The organism is Neobacillus kokaensis, assembly GCF_014656545.1.
GTDB lineage: Bacteria > Bacillota > Bacilli > Bacillales > Cytobacillaceae > Neobacillus > Neobacillus kokaensis.
Window position 1 is genome coordinate 394,382 of record NZ_BNDS01000002.1, and the last position, 19,043, is coordinate 413,424.

The following is a 19,043-nucleotide window of genomic DNA, read 5'->3' on the forward strand; positions in this document are numbered from 1 at the left end:
TCAACTTGACTCCTCCAACAATAAAAAAAGCGATATCCCAATAGGAATATCACTCTCAATTTATTGCTGCCCGCTTGTTAGGAGTGCCTGGGCTATTCCGATGAAGTACTCGGATTCACGGATAATGTGCACGAGTACTACTTTAGCTGTGTGATTTGAACTAACGGCGGCGCTATGTGTTTTAATTTGCTGACACAACTGAATGAACCCTTCACTTTGCTGCAGGCAATAAGCAACGAGTTCCATCACTTGCTGCTGCAATTGTTCTGATACCTGATTTCCGGAGCGAACAACTGATTCAATATAGCGGATGACCTGCTGGTGCGTTTCCCCGAGTGCCTGCTCCCATTTTTTCAGAGCATCGACAAATTCAGGTTCCAGCCCGGTTACCAGCTCGCGAATGACTACGGTATGCTCTTCCTCTTGATGTTTCCAAAATTCCGCTTCATCTAATATCCTTAATGGCATTTGCTGGCCATAGTAAAATTGCATACAAACTCCCCTCCCATTCAAAATGTATGGGATAGGCTGTAAAAATATGCTTAGTTTCCAGCTCCGCCGTTAGCTGAAGCAGCATTGTTTCTCCTGCGCTTTTGAATTGCGTTAACCCCCATTACAACTGCTATTAATTCCTCAGTTGATAACTTATTGCTGTGATTGGTTAATTGGAAGGCGGGCGATGCGAAAAAGCCGCTAACCTTTTCAAATTTGGCAATCTGGTTAGACTGCTCGTCAAAAATATTATACTCGCGCGAAAATGCTTCAGAATGAATAAGATATACCCCGCGCCCGTAAGCATCGTATTCATATTTTTTTGACATGAACGTAAATTTCTGTTTCAGGATTCCCAAATCTTCCCCGCTCCGGGTGGTTATCCTCCACTTATTGCTAAAAAAGCCAAAACTTCCGCTTACAACTTGACTGCCATCTTTATCTAGTACATCCATACTGGAAGAAAAAGCACTTCTTAAATTAAGCTCGCCAACCTTTTCTTTCTCACTATTAAAAATTTCTGTTTTTCCTGCGGAAAAGAAATTATCCTTAAAAAATACAGTTTGCTTGCTCATCCCAATCCCCCCTGTATTTTTATTACGTTTCTCCATTGATACAGGTTTCACCATATTGGTACAATATTGGTAAAAAGCAGACCCGAGGTAAAAAATGTATTGGAACAGCCAATTTTTAAGAAGCATTCACTTAAAACGAAATGAGATTCCGTCTTTTAATCGATATCCATTTCAACTTCCTTGTGTAAAAAATTTAGATGTGCTGCATTTTCACCCCAAGGTTACCTTCCTTGTCGGAGAAAATGGCATGGGAAAATCTACATTACTGGAGGCCATTGCAGTTGCCTTAGGGTTTAATCCTGAGGGCGGATCCTTAAACTTTAATTTTTCAACCTATGATTCTCATTCTCCACTCGGGGATTATCTCAAACTCATTAAAGGAATGAATAAACCAGAAGATGGATTTTTTCTGCGGGCTGAAAGCTTTTATAATGTAGCTTCCAATATTGAGGAATTGGACCGGGAAATAATCGGACCAAGAATTATTGATTCCTATGGCGGTGTCTCGCTTCATGAGCAGTCTCATGGTGAGGCGTTCTTTGCTACGTTTCTTCATCGTTTTGGCGGAAATGGAATCTATATTTTGGACGAACCGGAGGCAGCTCTGTCGCCTCTCAGGCAAATGTCCATGCTGACGCGGATTCATGATTTGGTTCAGGATAATTCCCAATTTATCATCGCGACTCATTCTCCGATTATAATGGCATACCCTGATGCGAAGATTTTTGAATTTACAAATACCGGGATTACCGAAAGTAAGCTCGAAGAAACAAACCATTACAAGATAATGAAGCAATTTTTCGATGATAAAAATCGAATGCTTCACCATTTATTGGACGAATAATGGAAAAAGAGCCCGGAGTGTCCGAAGCTCTTTTTCCTATACAATATTTTTCCCGTAAAAAATCTCATCCATTTCCAGCTTGATTCTTTCGGTTATTTCATCTACTTCTTTTTGCGATAATTTATCTTTTGTATATCCGAACAGATAGTTATTAATATCAAAATCCCGCAGCTTACATTTCGTATGAAAAATATTCTCCTGATAGACATTCACATCAATCATATCGAATAATTCAATTAAATCGTCAGGAATGTAATTCTGAATAGAGCTGATTTCATGATCGATAAATAGTTTGTAGCCATCTTTGTTTCTAGTGAAGCCGCGCACGCGGTAATCAATTGTCATGACGTCGGTCTCAAAGGAGCGGATTAAATGGTGCAATGCCTTCAAAGGTGAAATTTCACCACAAGTAGAGACATCAATATCGGCCCTGAATGTGCTGATCCCCTCGTCAGGATGGTACTCAGGGTATGTATGGACAGTGACATGGCTTTTATCTAATTGAAGAACAACGGATTCCATTAACGGTCCTGGTGATTCCTCAAAAATTTCAGATGCCGGATTTTCAACCGGAGCTTCCGATACTAAAAATGTTACACTAGCCCCCGCAGGCTCAAAATCCTGACTAGCGATGTTCAAGACATGTGCGCCAATAATATCAGCTACATCCTGTAAAATTCCCGTTAGCCTTTCAGCACTATACTGCTCATCAATATATTTTAAATAGGCCTCTCGCTCTTCTTTTGTTCTTGTATAGCAGATATCATACATGTTAAAGCTTAGCGACTTAGTTAAATTATTAAAGCCATGTAACTCAATCGCTTTTTCATGTGTTAATTTCATCCACACTTCCCCCCATAAATTCTTTATTTAGTAAGATACCCAAAGTTTAGGTGAAATATCGGGTCAAGACGTTTTTAAACAAAAATCAAGAAATCACTTGAAAATACTATGCTTTTTTTATCATATTTCACCAATTGTTGAGGACATTAACATTGAGGTGACACGATGAAAAAACTAATTTGGCTGTTATTTATTTTTCTAATAGTACCCAGTCTGGCAAAAGCTGAATCACAGAATACTAAAATAAAAACGGTATTTGTCAAGGAAGGATTTCTGTGGACGAAAATAAACGGAAAAGAAGAAAAAATTACAAAGGAAGCGGCAAAATACCCAAATTCACCGCAATGGTCTCACGACGGTGTTTGGATTGTTTACCAAGTGGAACCGCAAAAGAAAATAAGACCTGACCTGGAAAACCAAACGGAAATTTGGGTGTACAATACGAAAACAAAAAAGCATAAGAGAATTACTTTTAACGGAAGGAACCCGCAATGGTCTCCAACGGAAAACCTGCTGGCGTTTAAAAGCGGCGGTGTCTTAAATGTTTCTAATCTTAAACAATTTTATAATATTGCCCTCGGTGTCGGTGATTATCGCTGGTTCCCGGACGGCCGTGCCTTTATTGCATCGTCTGGGGCGACTTTAAAGCCGGACGGCTGGACAGATCCAGTTCTTTATAAAATCGCATTAGAAAAGGACTTAGACAAAATCTCAAGTCTGACTAAAAACGTAAAGAAGATTTATACCATCCCAAGCGAATTAAAGAAAGGCGACATGACACTACTGGCCATTAATGCAACAGATTTCCGGTTCTCACCCGACGGAAGATGGATTTCATTTATGACCAGTCCAACTGCTTCTTGGTCTATGGACAGCAATTTCGCTTGTGTGATTTCAACTGATGGTCAAAAGTTTGAAGTGTTGGATGATATTATTTGGGAAGTCGGTACACCAAAATGGGCGTATCAGCAAAATCGCTTAGGCTATATTGCCGGCTCCGGCAGGATTGTCTTTGGGTTTACGAATAAAAATATGAAGGTTACGGACCTGCCTTCATTTAATTCTCTCAGTCTCACACCGACAAACTTTGCGGAACTAGGTTTTACATGGAAGGATGACTATTCTATCATCGTTTCACGAGTTAAAGAAAGTGAATGGTCAAATGATGCGAAAAAACGCCCAGACCCGTCGTTATTTTTAATAAAAATTGGCGAACAGACCCAAACACAGTTGACCCATCCACCAAATGACTACGGTGATTACGATCCTATTTATCTTCCAACGGCACAAAAACTCACCTGGCAGAGGAAACAGGACCTAGCCTCAGCCCAGAAAGATTTATGGATCGCTGACGGAAACGGAAAAAACGCAATGGTTTGGATTAAGAATATTGAGGGGTATGATTTTTACGAAGAAAAATAGTTTTCTTCAATTGTTTTCGAATTCCAATCGGATAAGGCTGCTGCAGCTTTGTCCGATTTTATTTTTTCAAAAGAAAACTAAAATGGGAAATGGTATGATAAAAATAAGGCATTTAAGGGGGAATAATAAATGGGGCAATTCCGCAAAATCCAATGGATTGTTTTACTTTCTGTGTTGTTTTTATTATCAGGTTGCTGGACGCAAACACCTCACGAGAGCAAAGAAATTAAACGTAAGGAAATTGGTCTTGAACCTAAAGAAATTGATAGTGCCTCCATTAAAATACTGCAGAACATGATGAAGCTGGCACAGGCTGGTACGGTACCTGGTTGTCCATTTAATGTCCTAAATAGCACCATTGATCAGGCTAAGGCCGAATGGGGCGAACCGGATCAAGTTGATCAAGCAGGTTTGGGATTCTACGCGACTTATGAAAAAAGAAATATCGTTCTAGGCTATAATAAAGCTGGCGAAATTTTTGATGTCCGTTCATATGCCGATAACCTAAAAGACCTTACAGACAAAATGGTTGAAAAAGAATTTGGCCAACCCGCGGAAAAAAGGAATAACACCAATGAAAATATTTATGTTTACCCCATATCCCAAGATATCCAGCTTAAAATCATCATTCCGAAAAGCGCTCCAATTATCGATCATTACTCGATTTATAATCCTAACAGGGTTGCTGGTGATTATACCCTTGAGATAAAAGGGAGATCGAATAACCTTTCCAAATCGGCATGGGCCTCCATGCAAAGATGGCGGAATGAAATCGTTGTTTTTTCAAAAGATCAGGAAAATGTCTATATCAATGGACCTGATAAAAAGATGGTTGCCCTTACCTTTGATGATGGACCAGATACGGTTATTACCCCTGCCATCATAGATATTTTAGCCCGCCATCATGTAAAAGGAAACTTCTTCTTTTTGGGAAGTAAAGTGAAGGAACACCCTGATGTTGCTAAAGAAGCCTATAGGCGAGGAAACCTAGTTTTGAGTCACAGCTATGACCATGTTGAATTAACGAAATTGGAACCAGAAGCGATTCGGAATGAAATTGATCAGGCTGGGAAGATGATCAAATCAGTGACTGGAAAAGAACCAGCCGTACTAAGGACACCATATGGGGATACAAACGCTGAGGTAGCGCAAATTTCTAAACAGCAAGGATATTCGATTGTCCTTTGGTCGATTGATACACTAGATTGGTCGCAAAAGGATCCGGAAAATATTATTCACAATGTAGCAGCAAATGTCAGAAATGGTGATATTATCTTAATGCATTCCGATTCCGATAAGATTGCGACAAAAAAGGCATTGCCAAAGCTTATCAAAGAACTCCAGGAAAGAAACTATGAAATTGTCGACCTGGAAGAACTGTTGAATATTCAAGCTTATCAATAACATGAATTTTTTAAGGCAAAGTCTGCTGTCGACCGGCAAACCGCATTAAGCGGAGAAATTTATACGCTATAGGAGGAGCTTAGGGAAAAGGGAATTATCCTAACTGTGATATTAGTAGACTAAAGAGACGAGGCCTCAGTCACCCTATTTCCGAACCAAAAAAATGTCCTTCATCACCTTGATGAAGGACATTTTCTATATTACAAGACCGTATTTCATCCGGGATCGCCTAATCAGTGGCAGGCGCTGTTTCATTTCACCTGATAATCCTTCAATAACTCGACTTCTTCATCCGTCAATTCCCGATATTCTCCAAGCTCGAGCGTTTCGTCCAAAGCAAGTGGTCCCATAGAAATCCGCTGCAGGTAGACGACCCTTTTTCCAACGGCTTGGAACATTCGCTTTACCTGATGAAACTTGCCTTCTGTAATCGTTAATTCAATATCGGAACGAATCCCGGACTTTAAGATTTTCAGATCACCGGGCTTTGTTTTATACCCATCGTCGAGGACGACACCTTGGGCAAAGGCTTTAACATCCTCTTCCGTTACCTCTTGATCAATCACTGCAAAATACGTTTTAGGGACATGCTTTTTTGGAGAAAGCAGGCGGTGTGCCAATTGACCGTCATTGGTGATCAATAAAAGTCCCTCGGTATCTTTATCAAGTCTGCCGACCGGGAACGGCTCATAAACCTGATCCTCAAGTTCCAATAAATCAATCACCGTTTCAGCGTTGTTATCCTCTGTTGCCGATAAAACCCCAGGCGGCTTGTTCATCATTAAATAAATAAATTCTTTATACTCAATTACCTCACCATTAAGTGTAACGGTCTCCGATTCCGGATCAACATGCTGTTTCGCGTCCTTGACCACTACATCATCAACCTTAACGGCACCGCTTTTTAACAGCTGCTTTACTTCCTTGCGGCTGCCGTAGCCAAGATTGGCAAGCATTTTATCAATTCTCAACGCTTCGTCTCCTTCCAGGCAACTTAAATTTTGTCATAATCCGGTCTAATCTTGTGCCAAACAAGCGTCTAGCCAAACCTGACCTTAAAGAAAGATAGAAATAAATCGCTGCCCCTGCTGCAGCACTGATAACAATTATAATCACCGATTGTATCTTCGATGCAGGTGAAAGGAATAACAGCAATAGCTGATAGACACCTTCTGTTCCAGCCCACATCAATCCGGCAAAGATAACAATCAATAAACTTCTGCGCCAAACAAAACGGAATGGATAGTTGGCAAATTTTTTAATGACGATGAGATTAATCATAATCGCTGCTAAATATCCAAGTGTGGTTGCTAAAACTGCTCCTTTTGTTTCCATCATTTTGATCAGCGGAATATTCAACGATAATTTGACCAGTAAGCCGACAAGCAGGCTGAGCACGGTAAATCGTTGTTCATTAATGCCCTGTAAAATGGCTGCTGTTACAGAGTATAGAGAAAAGAGAATTGCGACTGGCGCATAAGCGCTTAGAACTTCTTTTCCAATTAGGTCATGCTGATAAAAGACTGTATAAACCGGTTCTGCCAGTAAGGACAGCCCAATTGCAGCCGGCAATGTTAAAAATAAAAGAACCTGAAAGGACTGATTCAATTGATGAACCATGCTTTTTCTGTCGCCCTCTACAAACGCCTTTGTAATACTTGGGACCAAAGTTAAAGAAAAAGCTGTCGCGAGTGAAACAGGGATAATAACAATTTTATGTGATTCAAAGTTTAGCATGGAAAAAAAGGCATCTGCCATTTTCTCGGTGAACCCAATTTGAACTAATGCTTTACTAAACGTAAATTGGTCAATTGCCTGAAATAAAGGATTGGCGATTCCAACTAAGACAAACGGAAAAGAATACATAATGATTTCTTTATAGATTTCTTTAAGTGAAATATTAATTGTACCTTTATCTTGTTCAAGCAATTGATTTAAATACGATTTTCTTTTATACAAATACCAGAATAATACAGCCAGCCCGCCAATTGCTCCGATAAATGCGGCAAATGTGGCCACACTGACAGCTGTCACAAGTTCGCCATTCAGAAACTTTATTACCACAAAGGCACCCAAGAGAACGAAGGCGATTCTGACAATCTGTTCCACTACTTGTGAAAGTGCAGAAGGTCCCATTGATTGGTGTCCTTGAAAGTAACCTCTAATTAAACTCATAAACGGTACAACAATCAGGGCAAAACTGACAGCTCGCATGACAGCAGTGACATCTTTTAAATTAGCTTCCCCGCCGGTACTCATCTTAGCAAGGGTCGGCGCAGCGAAATACATAATTAAAAAGGCAGCAAATCCTGTCGTCAGCATAATCACTAATCCAGACTTAAATAGCTTTCTGCCAACCCCATATTCCTCTAAAGCATTATATTTTGAAATAAATTTAGAAACAGCCAGCGGCACACCTGCCGTTGCTACACTAATAAAAATTGTATATGGAACGTAGGAATATTGATAAAGTACAGTTCCTTCCCGGCCAACTATTTGAAAAAACGGGATAACATAAATTAAACCAAGAATTTTTGAAAGTATTGTTCCTAATGTTAAGATAAACGTGCCTCGTAAAAGCTTAGACTGCATAGAATCCCTTCCTGACTGAACAAATACGTGTGTTTCATCGGGTCCAAAAAATTCGACCTTTTTTGCACACTATTAGTAGTTTACAACTTCTTTTCCTGTGATGCTACTAACAACCAAGTTATTTTTGTTAAAAATCATTGGAAATTCGTTTATTTATAATAGATATGTATATAATGAAATGAATATATTTAAAGTTGGTGGAAGTATGGAATTTGATGTTATTGTGATTGGCGGCGGTCCCTCAGGATTAATGGCAGCCATTGCCGCTGGAGAAAAAGGCGCTAAGGTGCTATTGATTGATAAAGGGGACAAGCTTGGCAGAAAGCTAGCGATCTCAGGCGGCGGACGCTGCAACGTTACAAATCGGCTGCCGGAAGATGAAATTATTAAACATATCCCGGGAAACGGCAAATTTTTATACAGCGCATTTTCGATTTTTAATAATGAAGACATTATCAGGTTCTTTGAAGGGTTAGGAATTGCCCTAAAGGAAGAAGACCATGGCCGGATGTTTCCCGTATCCAATAAGGCCCAGTCGGTCGTCGATGCCCTATTACAGCAATTAGAAAAACTCAATGTCAGGGTGTATAAAAATAGCCCGGTTGCCGACGTGATGTATGACGATGGCCGGGTTTCGGGAGTTTTATTAAAAGACGGGCAAAAGTTTACTGCTAAATCAATAGTGATTGCTGTCGGAGGCAAATCAGTACCACATACAGGTTCGACGGGCGATGGCTATGCTTGGGCGGAAAAAGCGGGACATACGATTAGTGAATTATTTCCTACTGAAGTGCCTGTTACCTCAGGAGAGCCGTTTATTCAGAATAAAACGCTGCAAGGTTTATCATTAAGGGGCATCGAATTAAGTGTGTTAAATCCAAAAGGCAAGGCACTGATCAGCCATCGCATGGATATGATTTTTACCCATTTTGGAATCAGCGGCCCGGCGGTATTAAGATGCAGCCAGTTTATCGTCAAGGCGATGAAAAAGTGGAACCTAACACAGGTTACGATGAGCTTGGATGCCCTCCCAGATCGCAAAGAAGAAGAGGTATTTCAGGAAATTGTTAAACTAGTAAAAGCTGAACCAAAAAAGAGTATCAAAAATACATTAAAAGGAATGCTTCCTGAACGTTATTTACTTTATCTTTTGGAATATAATGAGATCGATCCTTCCGCGCAAGGCGGAACCATTTCTAATGAAAGTATCCGCAGTTTTGCCAAAAGCTGCAAGCAATTTGAGTTTAAAGTCAATGGTACACTGTCACTTGAAAAAGCCTTTGTCACAGGCGGCGGAGTGTCTGTGAAGGAAATCGATCCTAAAACGATGGGCTCGAAATTCATGAACGGGTTGTATTTCTGTGGTGAAATCCTCGATATTCATGGTTATACCGGCGGTTATAATATTACCTCCGCGCTTGTTACCGGCAGGCTGGCCGGAACGAATGCTGCTTTAACTGCTAAGGCCTGACTTCTTTGTCAGGCCTTATAAATTATCATGGCTGAAAAACAATAGATTTGTTCTTCCTCTTCTTCCTCTGTCATAGCTGCCACATTGTATTTAATATCCAAAAGACTCTTTTCATCCAGTCCTTTTAAAAAGCGGTTCATTTCTTTTTCTAGATCCTTCTCATGCTCCCGGTCAAACAGCTTTACTTGAATCAATGGACTCTTCCTTTCTTTTTTGTATCAGTATTACCAACTTTTCAGAAAATTAAAAACAGAAGAAGCAAAAAAAACGACTCCGTAAAGGAATCGTTACTTTGTATTACCAGTCCAATTTAGCATACCGCCAATCATATTGCGGACCTTGTAGCCCTGCTCCTGCAAATAATAGCAGACATTTTCACTGCGGCGGCTGGAGCGGCAGATAAAAATATATTCTTTGTCTTTGTCAAAATAATCAAGGTTAGCCGGAATATCCCCCATACGGATATGCTTAGCACCAGGAATCATCCCTTCTGCCACCTCTTCATCTTCCCGAACATCTACAAGCTCGAGTTTTTCCCCTGCTTCAAGCTTCTTTTGCAGTTCTTCTGGTGTAATAATATTGATTTCTTCCATCCCGTACATCCTTTCATAAAAGTGACATTCCTTAACTGGTGTCAGGCACCATGTGAATTGTTCACATGGTGCCTGACACCGTAATTATGACACCGTAGTTAATTTTTAGTTTGCAACAATATTAACTAGCTTTCCTGGTACTGTGATAACCTTGCGAACGGTTTTTCCATCGATTTGTTCCTTAACACGGTCATCATCCATGGCGATTCCTTCTAAGGCATCTTTACTTGCATCTTTTGGTACTACAAGCTTTGCCTTAACTTTACCATTCACTTGAATAACAATTTCCACCTCATCGTCTACCAGCTTTGCTTCATCATATGCCGGCCAAGCTTGGTAAGAAATTGTTTCATTATATCCTAGTTTTTCCCAAAGTTCTTCTGCAATATGCGGAGCAACAGGTGCCAGCATTTTAACGAAGCCTTCTACATATGATTTTGGAATAACTGTAGCTTTGTACGCTTCATTTATGAAAACCATCATTTGTGAAATGGCTGTATTAAAATGAAGTGCTTCATAATCCTCAGTTACCTTTTTCACGGTTTGATGATAAACCTTCTCTAAGCCTGATGATTCTTCATTTGGCTGGATTTTAGGACTTAATTCACCATTTTCCTCGACAAATAAACGCCAGATACGATCAAGGAAGCGGCGTGATCCGTCCAGTCCATTTGTTGACCAGGCAATTGACGCATCTAACGGTCCCATAAACATTTCATATAAACGAAGCGTATCGGCACCATGGCTCTCGATAATGTCATCTGGATTAACGACATTACCTTTGGATTTACTCATCTTTTCATTACCTTCGCCTAAAATCATTCCTTGATTAAATAGTTTTTGGAATGGCTCTTTTGTTGGCACCACACCGATATCATATAAGAATTTATGCCAGAAGCGTGCGTATAGCAAGTGAAGAACCGCATGCTCGGCACCACCGATGTATATATCAACAGGCAGCCAATGCTTTAATTTTTCAGGTGATGCAAGTTGTTTATCATTGTTTGGGTCAATATAGCGTAAGAAGTACCAGCAGCTTCCCGCCCATTGCGGCATTGTGTTTGTTTCACGACGGCCTTTTTTACCTGTAACTGGATCAACGACATTTACCCAGTCTTCGATATTGGCAAGCGGCGATTCCCCGGTACCGGATGGTTTAATATCTTTTGTTTTTGGCAATGTCAATGGAAGTTCCTCATCCGGAACAGCCGTCATTGTACCATCTTCCCATTGAATAATTGGAATCGGTTCACCCCAATAACGCTGGCGGCTAAATAGCCAATCACGCAGGCGGTAAGTGACTTTCTTTGTACCGATGCCTTTTTCTTCTAACCAGGAAATCATTTTTGAAATTCCATCCGTTTTGTTTAAACCGTTTAAGAATTCCGAGTTAACGTGTTCACCGTCACCTGTATAGGCCTCTTTTGTAACATCGCCGCCGGCAACAACTTCTTTTATCGGCAGGTCAAATTTCTTTGCAAATTCATAGTCGCGCTCATCATGTGCAGGAACAGCCATGATGGCACCAGTACCGTAGCTTGCTAAGACATAGTCAGCAATCCAGATCGGCATTTTTTCGCCATTTGCTGGATTAATCGCATAAGCACCCGTAAAGACGCCTGTTTTTTCTTTTGCAAGATCGGTACGTTCAAGATCGCTTTTCGCTTTAACTTTTTCAATGTAGGCATCAACTGCTAAGCGTTGTTCTGCCGTTGTAATTTCATCCACAAGTTTATGTTCTGGTGCAAGCACCGCGTAGGTAGCCCCAAATAGTGTATCTGGACGAGTCGTGAATACAGTAAACGTTCCTTTATGTCCTTCAATTTGGAAGTTAACTTCAGCCCCTTCAGAACGGCCAATCCAGTTGCGCTGCATTTCCTTTAAGCTTTCTGGCCAATCTAAATCTTCAAGGTCTTCTAATAATCGATCTGCATAGGCAGTTATTTTCAAAATCCACTGTCTCATTGGACGTCGTTCAACTGGATGACCGCCTCGCTCACTTTTTCCATCAATTACCTCTTCATTAGCTAATACGGTACCAAGTGCCGGGCACCAGTTAACAGGTACTTCATCCACATATGCAAGGCCTTTTTCCCATAGCTTCAAGAAAATCCACTGTGTCCATTTATAATATTCCGGATCGGTTGTGTTAACTTCACGATCCCAATCATAAGAGAACCCAAGAGCTTTAATTTGTCTGCGGAAGGTTTCAATGTTTTTCGCCGTGAATTCCGCAGGGTCGTTCCCTGTATCTAAAGCATATTGTTCTGCCGGAAGACCAAATGCATCCCAGCCCATTGGGTGCAGTACATTATACCCCTGCATCCGTTTCATCCGCGATAGTATGTCTGTTGCCGTATATCCTTCAGGGTGCCCTACATGAAGCCCGGCACCTGATGGGTATGGAAACATATCTAAAGCGTAGAATTTTCTTTTGTCATATTCTTCGCTTGTTTTAAATGTTTTTTCTTCTTCCCATTTTTTTTGCCACTTCTTTTCGATTTGTTGATGATCGAAACTCATATTTGTTACCTCCTATTGAAAAATAAAAGCGGAAGCGCCTCTGTCAGGAACGACACGCACAAGCCGCTAAACACTTTTGCTAGAAAAAATAAAAAACCCCTCATCCCACACAGGGACGAGAGGATTGTATGTATCTTCCCGCGGTACCACCCACATTAGTGCTGATGCACTCGCTTCATTCATCCTTAACGCGGAAAACGGCAAACAATACTTAAGTTTCATGTCTGCAACTCCTAGGCGAGTTCATGATGTTCCCGGTTGACTTTCACCAGCCGTCAACTCTCTAATAAGCGGGTATTCACCATTACTGCTCCTACTCACGGTTTTTAATTTATTCAAAAAGTATAATGTAATAACCATTTTATTAAATTTTCTAACAGGATGCAAGTAAACTTGAGCCTATTTTCATCTTTAACAAAATTTTTGACATTTACACACAATTTTCAGTTGGATTCAGAAAGTGTCCACCCCACATGGACAAATCGTTACATTTGTCCACGGATGGTGCCTGACACCACTTTCAAACTGCGGTCATACATCACTGTGGTTACAATGGCAAACAGGAATAATCCTATTAGTACAATAAATAATGCTGACATGCTGTATAGGTCGACGATAATTCCTCCGAGTAAAGGGCCGACCATTCTGCCGCCGGTGGCCGTACTGTTGACGATTCCTTGGTAAAAACCTTCGCGTCCCTTCGGTGCAAGGCTGAAGGCAACGGTTGGCACAGCCGGCCAGATGAACATTTCTCCAATTGTTAAGATGATCATGGCAACAAGAAAACCTGTAAACGAGCCTGCTTTGCCAGCAATTAAAAATGATACAATAAATATTCCAATGCCAATCAGCATTTGAACCTTTAGAGAAGCTGACAAATGCTTTAGGAGACCGTTTAATAGAGGCTGCCCAAGTACGATAACAGCACCGTTTATAGTCCATAACAGGCTGTATTGTTTAAGCGAAATGTTTATTTCCTGAGTATAAGAGGCAATCGTTGTAGTCCATTGACAGTAGGCAACCCAGCAAAGCAGATATCCTATGCAAAGAATCAATAATGCTTGAAGATTCCGCTTGCTGCTAAGTTGAACTTCTATCTCTTTACTGCTCTGCCTTGCTGAATCTGCAGTGATTCCTTTATATCCAAAAATAGCAATCAATAAAAATAGGATATACATAATCGTATTGGCAAGGAAGATTAGTTGAAATGAATACGCCGCGACAATTCCGCCAAGCGCTGCCCCTACTGCTACACCAAGGTTTTGTGCAACATACAAAACATTAAACGCTTTTCGCCCGCCTTCTTTCCATACAGAACCGGCCATGGCATACATAGCTGGAAAAATAATTCCTGTTCCAAAACCGACAATTGTTAAAAACACAACATACTGCGGCCAGCTATGCCAGATGGTTAAACCGACCAATGCAAAGAGTGAAATAAAAATTCCTAGAAGAATAGATTTATAGCCACCAATTTTATCAAATAAACTGCCGCCATATAGATTTCCAATTACATTTGCTCCCGAGTTTAACATGAGTACAAGTCCCGCTACCGATAAGGACTTTCCTAAATGATCGTGAATATAGATTGTATTTAGAGGCCATAAAAAAGAAGAGCCTATTACATTCACTGCCATCCCGATAATCAAGAGCCATAGGGCACGTGGCATGAAAAACGCTCCTTTATCTAAAAAGTATTTCGATATCCTAGGTAATTTTAGTCGTTTTTATTGACGAGTGCAATCTTTTTTCTTTACCATTTTTCGACGCAGGATGATTCCGCAAAATCCAGAATAATTCCGCCAATTTTTTTGTTTTTCCAGCGATTTTTCGCCGATTTTCCCTCTTATTCGGTGGTTTATCAGCTAATTCGCCTTCGCGTGCTTAATTCGAATCAATTTCAAAAAAATCTCCCAACAGATTGTTGAGAGATTTTTGAATTTTTAAGACGATTGTCCTTTTTCTTGGTGCATTTTCGATTTAACCGGCTGACCGCCTGTATTTTCCATTTTCTTTTTTGCCTGCTTTAGTAAATCCTGTTCCTGACCAAGCTCAAGATCTTGGTTATTTATCCCGTTACGTGTCTTTTGTTCAGGGTTTTGCTGCTTAGAACGCTTTTTCAAAACTGTTCTCCTCCTCTTGACCCCTGTAATATCAAACTGTTTTGGAGCTGCTGCACCTGCAGGCGCATCCGGTGAAGCTGTTCCCTCTGTTGACCGTTGGCGCTATGGGCCATTGTGGCAATATCTTGATACATTTGTTCAAGACGCTGCAAAGCTTGGATGTAATTATCATCATTATATTGTTCCTGCATACTGCTTTGTTTATATTGCTCTTCAGCAAAACGGATTGTGTCCTCAACCTGCTGCGTTAAAGTAGACATTGAATCTCGCGTAGCCATCCTAAGAACCCCCTTAATCATCACTGCCTTGAAGCGTAGTGCTTCATTTCTTATTGTGTTCTTCGTTCATCTTCCTATTACGTAAACAGTTTGATAATTACTTCCAAAAAATATTGAAAACCAGCTTCACAAGGAAGACTTCTATAGTATAAGCATTGCACGAAGGTGCTTTAGCTCTATATAGAAACAATTACATTTGGATATGCAGCATGCTTCGTGATAAAATTATTCTTATGCAAATTTTATATAAGGAGGTTTTCTGAATGCTTCAGACAAAACCTTTTCCATATGCTTCAGATGATAAACGTTACCACACATGGAATTATCATTTGCGCCAGCAATTTGGACATAAAGTATTTAAAGTGGCCCTTGATGGCGGATTTGATTGTCCGAACCGTGACGGCACCGTTGCCCACGGCGGCTGTACTTTCTGCAGTGCAGCAGGCTCAGGTGACTTTGCCGGTAATCGTGCGGAGAGTTTGGAGAAACAATTTAATGAAATAAAGGAAAAAATGCATACAAAATGGAAAGATGGCAAATATATGGCCTATTTCCAGGCGTTCACAAATACGCACGCACCAGTTGAGGAACTTCGTGAAAAATACGAAACAGTTCTAAAGCAAGATGGTGTTGTCGGACTTTCAATCGCAACCCGCCCCGACTGTCTGCCTGATGATGTAGTTGAATATTTAGCAGAATTAAATGAACGAACATATTTATGGGTAGAGCTTGGATTGCAGACTGTACATGAACGAACTGCCATGCTGATTAACCGTGCACATGATTTCCAATGTTATATTGACGGTGTTAATAAGCTTAGAAAACACGGAATACGGATTTGTTCTCATATTATTAACGGGCTGCCGCTCGAAAATTATGACATGATGATGGAAACCGCCCGTGAAGTAGCGAAATTGGATGTGCAAGGTATTAAGATTCATCTGCTTCACCTGCTAAAAGGGACACCAATGGTCAAACAATATGAAAAAGGGATGCTTGAATTCCTCTCACAAGAAGACTATGTAAACTTAGTATGTGATCAATTGGAAATTCTACCACCGGAAATGATTGTTCACCGTATTACCGGTGATGGACCAATTGAATTAATGGTTGGACCAATGTGGAGCGTGAACAAATGGGAAGTGTTAAATGCCATTAATGCGGAGCTAAAACGCCGAAACAGCTGGCAGGGTAAGTTTTATCAAGGAAGTGTTATGTAATAACGATGAAGCTGGATCGAATTCTTCCATTTGCAAAAATTTTATTAAAAAAAGCTGTCTCAACTGGTGGTGTGGTTGTAGATGCCACATTAGGCAATGGTCATGATACGGTTTTCCTCGCAGATCTTGTTGGTGACACAGGAAAAGTATACGGCTTTGATGTTCAGGAACGAGCGCTTGCAGCCACCAAAGACCGTCTAAATCAGCAAGGGTTGCTTGGACGTGCCACCCTTTTTCATAATGGGCATGAACATCTGGCCGCTTCTATTCCACCCGGTGACCACGGAAAAATAACCGGAGCTATATTTAACCTTGGTTACCTGCCAGGCAGTGATAAAACAATTGTCACACGTCCGGAAACAACGATTGCAGCCATAAACCAGCTGCTTGAAATCATGGCACCGGAGGGAATTATTGTGCTTGTGATTTATCACGGTCACGATGAAGGAGCTGTCGAACGAGACGCACTGTTGCAGTATTGCAGCACCATTGACCAAAAAACTGCCCATGTCCTGCAATACCAATTTATTAACCAGAAGCATCATCCACCATTTATCGTGGCAATTGAAAAAATGTAAAACCAGGCCCACAATTGGCGCCTGGTTTATTTAATGAAACAGAAGAAACCGACCCTCTGTTACCTATTTTCTTTGCAGAGAGCGGTAGGCTAGTCCATTAAAATAAAAGAAATAGCTTACCCATCCGCCGGTTTTTATAATGCCTTTAGCGAGCTTTCTCACATTTTTCTGTCTGCGGACTTTGGAGTCGGATAAATAAATCCCAAGCAGACCTCGATTGATTAGCTGATGAAATCTCTTATGTGGAAGCATCTCCGTATGCTTGTCCGCTTCAGCAACAAAATGCTTTAAACGGTTAAACAACGTTTCTTGATTCTCATAGTAAAAGCAAAAGTTCAAATCTCCGCCTGCTTTGTCTTCCTCTTGGTCAATGAAGTAATCAAGCAGTATGTGAAGGCCTTGGATATACGGAAAATATCCATTGCGAATATTTAAGGCATCACTTGCAGTAAAATCGTTACGCATGGCATAAGAAATCAAACAAAATATCCCTAATGTTGAACCGGAACACGCCGAAAATTCATACCATTCCATTTCCGGCAGCTCATCTTGATAATGCTGAAACCACTTTTCAAGCCGAGGTACTCGTTCTTCCTTTTTCACATGCTTATGAATTTGCAAATCGCAATAATACTGACAAAGCTCTTGAAGATAATCTTTAATTAACTCATAATGCTCAAGTTCACGTAAACACGCACGGCATGTTTCTGACAAATCATATAAATAATCAGCATCATCTTGATCTTCGCGTAAACGGTAATAATTCTTCTTATCAGCTTGTAATACAAGAGCATCTGACATCGACTCATGGAGCGCTGCAAAATCTTCAGGGTCAAGTGACGTACTGCGATCACAAAGGTTATCCAGATAATCGCTGATTGTTTGATAGGCAACGATGAACTTTATTGCCTGTTTATAATGGTTATTTGCCGTCAGAGCCAGAATTGCTCCGCCTTCACAATGGAAGGTTTTATGTTCAATGCTCGCCAAAGCTTGTTTTCTTAGCTCTGGATTTGGAATTTCTTCAGCACGACTTTTCCAATAAGCCAATTCTTGGTGAACAGCTGGCAGTATTTTACGATATACACTGGACATTAGGGTAAATGGCTTCATGGAAACAACAACCTTTCTATACAATATAACCAATTGATTTTAACTGGCTTAAAACAAAATCCTTTGCGTATTCAAAAACCTCTTCTCGTTCAGGCTCATTGAAAATTTCATGGTAGCATTTCGGCCATTCCTTAAATCTCTTTTCCGATAATGGAACGCGGTTAAACCAATCCTTGACAGGAACTTTATTGACAATTTTATCATCGCCGCCCTGCATCACCAGCATCGGTACATCTTGTATTTTCTCGAGATTCAGGAAAGCCAGCTTAATGGCATGGACAAGTTCACGATACCACCTGACAGAAACCTTTGTCACGTAAAGTGTATCATTCGAATCGGCTTCTCTAACATCCTCATTTCTCGTCGCCATTTGAACGGTCAGACCGGAGTTCATCCTAAATGAAGGAAACACGATATTTAACAAATGAGATATAAGCTCTAAAAATTTTGATGGTGCTTTAACAAGTCCAAGACATGGGGATGAGAGAATGACCCCTGCGATATTCAATCTTTCCTCCTGTAAAAGACGGATAGAAATTAATCCCCCCATGCTATGTCCGACCAAAAATACCGGCAGATTATATCGGTAGGCTGCCTGCACCCAATCTTTGACTTCGATTATGTATTCATCAAAGGAGTGAATATGTCCGCGGTTTGCTCTTGTTGTCATTCCTTGCCCCGGCAAGTCGGACATAATGACATGGAAGCCTGATGAACGCCACATTTCAATCAGCCAGCCATATCTTCGGTGATGCTCCATGGCACCGTGAACAATCACAATGACTGCCTTTGCTTCCCCTTCTGCTTCCCACTTCCACATACTACCTTCCTCCTATAAATTTCATTCATTATTAATTTATTTTACCATAAATGCCGTTCTTAAGCGCGTTATGCCCTATAAGCAAAAAGCCTTAAGAGATAACCTTTGTATTTCTTTCTTCCTTTTCGATAAAATAGAACCATCATTACTTG

Annotated in this window: 19 protein-coding genes and 1 other annotated feature; of the genes, 6 read left to right on the forward strand and 13 right to left on the reverse strand. The window is 40.6% G+C overall.

The window, feature by feature from the left end:
• Positions 1 to 60 precede the first annotated feature (60 nt).
• Complete coding sequence (locus IE222_RS04420; protein WP_191270066.1) at positions 61 to 492, reverse strand: DUF2935 domain-containing protein; 432 nt, start codon at positions 490 to 492, stop codon at positions 61 to 63.
• 50 nt (positions 493 to 542) lie between these two features.
• Positions 543 to 1,067, reverse strand: a complete 525-nt coding sequence (locus IE222_RS04425) for an LURP-one-related/scramblase family protein (RefSeq protein ID WP_191270068.1) — start codon at positions 1,065 to 1,067, stop codon at positions 543 to 545.
• A gap of 94 nt (positions 1,068 to 1,161) precedes the next feature.
• Between IE222_RS04425 and IE222_RS27020 the strand changes: the two genes are divergently transcribed.
• On the forward strand, positions 1,162 to 1,911 hold the full coding sequence (locus tag IE222_RS27020; protein ID WP_191270070.1) for an AAA family ATPase: 750 nt from the start codon (positions 1,162 to 1,164) through the stop codon (positions 1,909 to 1,911).
• A 36-nt stretch (positions 1,912 to 1,947) separates the two neighbouring features.
• On the opposite strand, the gene speD is transcribed toward IE222_RS27020, so the two are convergent.
• Positions 1,948 to 2,754: an adenosylmethionine decarboxylase gene (speD, locus tag IE222_RS04435; protein WP_191270072.1), complete on the reverse strand. Its 807-nt coding sequence runs from the start codon at positions 2,752 to 2,754 to the stop codon at positions 1,948 to 1,950.
• Positions 2,755 to 2,919: 165 nt separating this feature from the next.
• Here speD and IE222_RS04440 point away from each other — a divergent pair, with 165 nt between their 5' ends.
• Positions 2,920 to 4,176, forward strand: coding sequence for a TolB family protein (locus tag IE222_RS04440; RefSeq protein ID WP_191270074.1), 1,257 nt, complete (start codon positions 2,920 to 2,922; stop codon positions 4,174 to 4,176).
• Positions 4,177 to 4,305: 129 nt separating this feature from the next.
• Complete coding sequence (locus tag IE222_RS04445; RefSeq protein ID WP_191270076.1) at positions 4,306 to 5,580, forward strand: polysaccharide deacetylase family protein; 1,275 nt, start codon at positions 4,306 to 4,308, stop codon at positions 5,578 to 5,580.
• A gap of 251 nt (positions 5,581 to 5,831) precedes the next feature.
• On the opposite strand, the gene IE222_RS04450 is transcribed toward IE222_RS04445, so the two are convergent.
• Both IE222_RS04450 and IE222_RS04455 read right to left on the reverse strand, forming a co-directional pair.
• The gene (locus IE222_RS04450) at positions 5,832 to 6,551 is read right to left on the reverse strand and encodes a pseudouridine synthase (protein WP_191270078.1); all 720 of its coding nucleotides are present in this window, start codon (positions 6,549 to 6,551) and stop codon (positions 5,832 to 5,834) included.
• Entirely contained in the window at positions 6,541 to 8,172 is a 1,632-nt protein-coding gene (locus IE222_RS04455) for a putative polysaccharide biosynthesis protein (RefSeq protein WP_191270079.1), read from the reverse strand. The genes IE222_RS04450 and IE222_RS04455 overlap by 11 nt, the downstream gene beginning before the upstream one ends.
• A 205-nt stretch (positions 8,173 to 8,377) precedes the next feature.
• On the opposite strand from IE222_RS04455, the gene IE222_RS04460 reads away from it, so the two are divergent.
• On the forward strand, positions 8,378 to 9,643 hold the full coding sequence (locus tag IE222_RS04460) for a BaiN/RdsA family NAD(P)/FAD-dependent oxidoreductase (RefSeq protein WP_191270223.1): 1,266 nt from the start codon (positions 8,378 to 8,380) through the stop codon (positions 9,641 to 9,643).
• Between the two features lie 8 nt (positions 9,644 to 9,651).
• Here IE222_RS04460 and IE222_RS04465 read toward each other — a convergent pair whose 3' ends face one another.
• The 6 genes from IE222_RS04465 to IE222_RS04490 form a co-directional block, all read right to left on the reverse strand.
• Complete coding sequence (locus tag IE222_RS04465; protein ID WP_071356693.1) at positions 9,652 to 9,837, reverse strand: sporulation protein Cse60; 186 nt, start codon at positions 9,835 to 9,837, stop codon at positions 9,652 to 9,654.
• 93 nt (positions 9,838 to 9,930) lie between these two features.
• The gene (locus IE222_RS04470; protein WP_191270081.1) at positions 9,931 to 10,236 is read right to left on the reverse strand and encodes a rhodanese-like domain-containing protein; all 306 of its coding nucleotides are present in this window, start codon (positions 10,234 to 10,236) and stop codon (positions 9,931 to 9,933) included.
• A 105-nt stretch (positions 10,237 to 10,341) separates the two neighbouring features.
• Positions 10,342 to 12,759, reverse strand: a complete 2,418-nt coding sequence (leuS, locus tag IE222_RS04475; protein WP_191270083.1) for a leucine--tRNA ligase — start codon at positions 12,757 to 12,759, stop codon at positions 10,342 to 10,344.
• Positions 12,760 to 12,867: 108 nt separating this feature from the next.
• Positions 12,868 to 13,089, reverse strand: a binding site (T-box leader).
• A 155-nt stretch (positions 13,090 to 13,244) separates the two neighbouring features.
• Entirely contained in the window at positions 13,245 to 14,429 is a 1,185-nt protein-coding gene (locus IE222_RS04480) for an MDR family MFS transporter (RefSeq protein WP_191270085.1), read from the reverse strand.
• Positions 14,430 to 14,702: 273 nt separating this feature from the next.
• Positions 14,703 to 14,882 carry a glycogen biosynthesis protein GlgD gene (locus IE222_RS04485; protein ID WP_191270087.1) on the reverse strand — a complete coding sequence of 60 codons (180 nt, stop codon included), beginning with the start codon at positions 14,880 to 14,882 and terminating at the stop codon, positions 14,703 to 14,705.
• Positions 14,879 to 15,160: a YtzC family protein gene (locus IE222_RS04490; RefSeq protein ID WP_191270089.1), complete on the reverse strand. Its 282-nt coding sequence runs from the start codon at positions 15,158 to 15,160 to the stop codon at positions 14,879 to 14,881. The genes IE222_RS04485 and IE222_RS04490 overlap by 4 nt, the downstream gene beginning before the upstream one ends.
• A gap of 263 nt (positions 15,161 to 15,423) precedes the next feature.
• Between IE222_RS04490 and mnmL the strand changes: the two genes are divergently transcribed.
• Together mnmL and mnmM are read left to right on the forward strand one after the other, a co-directional pair.
• A complete protein-coding gene (gene mnmL, locus IE222_RS04495; RefSeq protein ID WP_191270091.1) occupies positions 15,424 to 16,380 on the forward strand; it encodes a tRNA modification radical SAM protein MnmL/YtqA in 957 nt (318 codons plus the stop codon).
• A 5-nt stretch (positions 16,381 to 16,385) separates the two neighbouring features.
• Positions 16,386 to 16,958, forward strand: coding sequence for a tRNA 5-(aminomethyl)-2-thiouridylate-methyltransferase MnmM (mnmM, locus tag IE222_RS04500; RefSeq protein ID WP_191270092.1), 573 nt, complete (start codon positions 16,386 to 16,388; stop codon positions 16,956 to 16,958).
• A gap of 63 nt (positions 16,959 to 17,021) precedes the next feature.
• Here mnmM and tbcS read toward each other — a convergent pair whose 3' ends face one another.
• Positions 17,022 to 18,071, reverse strand: coding sequence for a tetraprenyl-beta-curcumene synthase (tbcS, locus tag IE222_RS04505; RefSeq protein WP_191270094.1), 1,050 nt, complete (start codon positions 18,069 to 18,071; stop codon positions 17,022 to 17,024).
• A 16-nt stretch (positions 18,072 to 18,087) separates the two neighbouring features.
• The gene (locus tag IE222_RS04510; RefSeq protein ID WP_191270096.1) at positions 18,088 to 18,891 is read right to left on the reverse strand and encodes an alpha/beta hydrolase; all 804 of its coding nucleotides are present in this window, start codon (positions 18,889 to 18,891) and stop codon (positions 18,088 to 18,090) included.
• Positions 18,892 to 19,043 lie beyond the last annotated feature (152 nt).